Origin of the sequence: Burkholderia sp. 9777_1386, from assembly GCF_015712265.1 — a bacterium.
Lineage (GTDB): Bacteria > Pseudomonadota > Gammaproteobacteria > Burkholderiales > Burkholderiaceae > Burkholderia > Burkholderia cenocepacia.
Genome location: NZ_JACCQB010000108.1, coordinates 1 through 3,562, shown reverse-complemented (window position 1 = coordinate 3,562; position 3,562 = coordinate 1). Strand labels below are relative to the sequence as shown.

At 55.1% G+C, this 3,562-nt stretch carries 2 protein-coding genes; one reads left to right on the top strand and one right to left on the bottom strand.

Translation table 11 applies throughout. From position 1 onward, the window contains the following. Positions 1-111 precede the first annotated feature (111 nt). Entirely contained in the window at positions 112-1,299 is a 1,188-nt protein-coding gene (locus H0X91_RS34510) for a glycoside hydrolase domain-containing protein (RefSeq protein ID WP_196433812.1), read from the bottom strand. Positions 1,300-2,085: 786 nt separating this feature from the next. Here H0X91_RS34510 and H0X91_RS34505 point away from each other — a divergent pair. Then, positions 2,086-3,562: beta strand repeat-containing protein (locus H0X91_RS34505; RefSeq protein WP_442859791.1), on the top strand; the 1,477-nt coding region annotated here is incomplete at its 3' end.

The following is a 3,562-nucleotide window of genomic DNA, read 5'->3' as shown; positions in this document are numbered from 1 at the left end:
GGGACATCAGCCACTACCTGATGCACCGGTACAACTGGATACGGCCGCATCAGTTCAATGACGGACTGGCGCCGGCGGTTGCGGAAGAAAAACTTAACGCAGTGTCCGGGATCAGTTGACCACTACAATACGCCCCTTGCCCGCGTTGGCGATCTTCCCGTCCATGGTCAGATAGTCGCCATTCACGTCACTGAACACGCTCGGCGCGAGCAGTACGTGATACAGGGAGGTATAGAACTTTTTCAGGTTGGCAGCGCTGCCGCCGGTAACCTGGATTACGTTGAGTTCCTTGTTCCACACCGCGTCCGCCTGTGCCGCGATTTGATCGAGTGTCTGCGTACCGCTTTCGGTATCCAGGTTCGCCTTGGCGTTCGCTACGCTAACGTATGAAATACCGACCTTCATGTTCACCGTCGACCGGGCACCAGACGACGACGCGAAGGAAAGGACTGCACTTCTTCCGTTAATCTCCGCGGCGAACGGTCTGTCGACTCGCGCATAGAAGTAAATCGTATAGTTCTGCCCGTTGCCGCAGAAGCTACCGCCTTGCATAGAGCCCGACAGTGCTTGCGGGTCGTTAGGTTCCAACGCGATTGCACCGCTCCCCGACGGAACACTACTGGTCTGCGCAGTGAGGTTGAGCTGCCCCCGCTGCCCGGCTGGCCATACAAAGCGAGCAACGCCCGAGCGTTGGGTGGCGCTCAGCTCAGTGCGAATGCCGTTGTCGAACGTCACACCGTAATAGCCGGGCCGAACCGTTTCGTTTATATGCTTGAACTCAGCCGGGCCGGATTGTCCCTCGACCATTGGGAGCACCGGCAACGCTCCGCCTGCGTAGCATCCAACACCACTCAAGTGCGTGAGGCTAAAACCGGTAATTTTCGTCTGGCTGTAGTGGTAACCAGGTGGACTCCACGTATTCGGCACCGCAGGTGTGTCCGGCCCCCATTGGACCATACCGAATGGCATCGTCGCGGCCGGCGATGTGAAACCTCCGAGCAGATCTTCCGGTGGCGACTGCGTGCCGGCGATATCGGCCACGAGCGGAGGAACCTGGTCGGTGCCGATCATCGGATCGACGTATTGCGTCAGCTTCAGATCCACCGCAGCAGCAGCGGGGGCGGATGCCGGCATGTCGGGTGTCGCACCCGAGGGCGGTGCCGGCACTCCGGGTTGAGTCGGCGGCGTCACGCTCGAAACGGCCGGCGGCGACACACCGTCGATCGAATCTCCACCACATCCGGCGCTCCCTATTGCGACCGCGATAGCCGCCACTATCCAGCGTGCACTGTTCGTCAAAGTAGGTCTCCTGTTCAGGGATTGTTTTGTGTTGTCTTCCGAGGGACCTACAGTGCAACAGCAACTGTTTATTCACTACAGGAAATTTCCCGAATTTTTGGTTTGTTTTTATAAATTCACTAAACCGACGAAAGTGTTTGTCAATTTCGGCAGCAGCGGCCGACGTGAGGTCGCGACTTACCGTTCGATCGACTCTTGCAATCCGAACGGTTCTGTCGCGATAAGGACGATGGTCGGCAAATGACTCCGTGATGATCGGGCGCCGCCGGAAAAGCGCGGATTTTGATCGTAATTGACACCTCGCTGGCAATAGAAATTTTAAATTAGAGTCGGCTGGTCTGTTTTCTTCCGTCACTCGCCTCTTTGATTGAGGTCTAGAAAGCGAGTCTAGAGGAGTTCAGGATAACCGGCAACACGGTGAGCAGGCTGCGAAGACGGTCGATCGTTTCGGCAAGCGAGTGGTCGTATCTGTCAGATGTGCCGATGGTATGAATCAGGGGCGATTCGACCTTGTCACTCGACACGATTTGAGTCGAGAAAATGGTGCAAACGGCTGAGTACTCTGTCGTTGAATTGCTGAGGCAGTGGTGTAGTCCACAATGTCAAGGGAGCCTTGAGCGATTTAATCTGCAGATAGGGCGATCGGCGCGCCGCGAAAATCGCGAGATAACTATTCGTTCGGGATATTGCCGTCAAGGTACTGCTTTTTATCGATCGCGCAAATGTTAAAAACTGGTGGGAAGCATCATGTTTAAAGAAAATCGACAAACGCGACGTGGATCGTCTATGTCTAAATCGCTGCGTCGCAGAATTATGGCGGCGTGGCGGCGGGCGCACCGTATACTCGGCATTGACCGCCGCAACCTCGGCTTGGGACAGATCGGGATCGGTGGCAACGGATCGGCGAGGTCGACTATTTTTAGCGGCAACAGGCTTTTGTCAGTTGCGATGATTGCTGGCGCTGCCCTTTTGGTTTCGTCGGAAGTAAAAGCACAATCTTCAGCTACCTGGACTGGAAAAACCAATAATTCGCTTATAGGCAACACCAACTGGAATCCAGTCGGCTCGATCACCGGCAAGGCGCTTCATTTTGGAACGGTCGGACCTTCGGGAAGCACCGTTAGTCTCAATGATCCGACAGGTTATTGGACAAGCGATTCGATGACCTTTGATGCCGGTGCAGCAAAATACAATATCTCGATTGGGTCGAATGGTCAAGGAGGGCTAACTTTAAGCAATCAAACTACTTCGATAAAGAATAATTCTGGTCAAACCCAAATCTTTATATTGGGAGGAGCGGGTGCATATGGATTTCTTGCGATAAAGGGCGGGGTTGATTCTCAGGTAAATTTCAATGTAAAGGGCCTAGGTTATCTGTTTGGACATGAAAATGCTGATCTGGGTAATTCAACTGTTAATTTGACAGGCTCCGGGGCATTGGAGGTATCCACGATTTCCGGCAGTCTCAATGTTGGAGCGTTGAGCGGTACGAATATGTCCCGCTCAGCCGGGGGAGTTTATTTTACGACAAAACCGTATACGTACGCAGGAACCTACGACCCCTCTGTCACTCCCAATCAGACGATATTCATTGGTGCATTGAATGCGAATACGACCTATGACGGTCCAATCAGACAGACTGATGGTGCAAATGGTAGTGTCGTAAAGGTTGGTACCGGGCAACTCACGCTTGGAGGAGTGAGTGAAATTACGGGCGGAACGAGCGTGCAGTGCGGGACGCTTGCGATCGCCAATAACGGCTCGCTGTCGGCACAAAGCGCGCTTAATGTGGCGGCAGGTGCGACGCTCGATCTTACGCAGGCGAAGAGTCAAATCGTCGTGTCCTTGTCGGGCGCCACCGGAAGTACAGTGCATTTGGGTGCATCCGGAACGACGCTGACTTTCGGCGATGGAACCAGCCAAACATTCGGTGGCGCGATAGACGGATCTGGCGGGTTCACAAAGCAGGGCACGGGAACGCAGACGGTGACGGGCAACATTGCATCGAGTGTGAACACGACCGTGAACGCGGGCAACCTGGTGGTGGCCAATGGCGGCAACGTCGCGGGCAATACCACGGTGAACAACGGTACGTTCACGGCAGGTCCGAACGGGACGGTGTCGGGCAACACGGCGGTGAACCCGAACGGCACGCTGGCATTGAACAACGGCAACGTGACGGGCAACACGGCGCTGAACAACGGGACGGTCGCGTCGATCGGCTCGGGTAACGCCTCGCTGGGTAACGTGACCGGCAACGGTG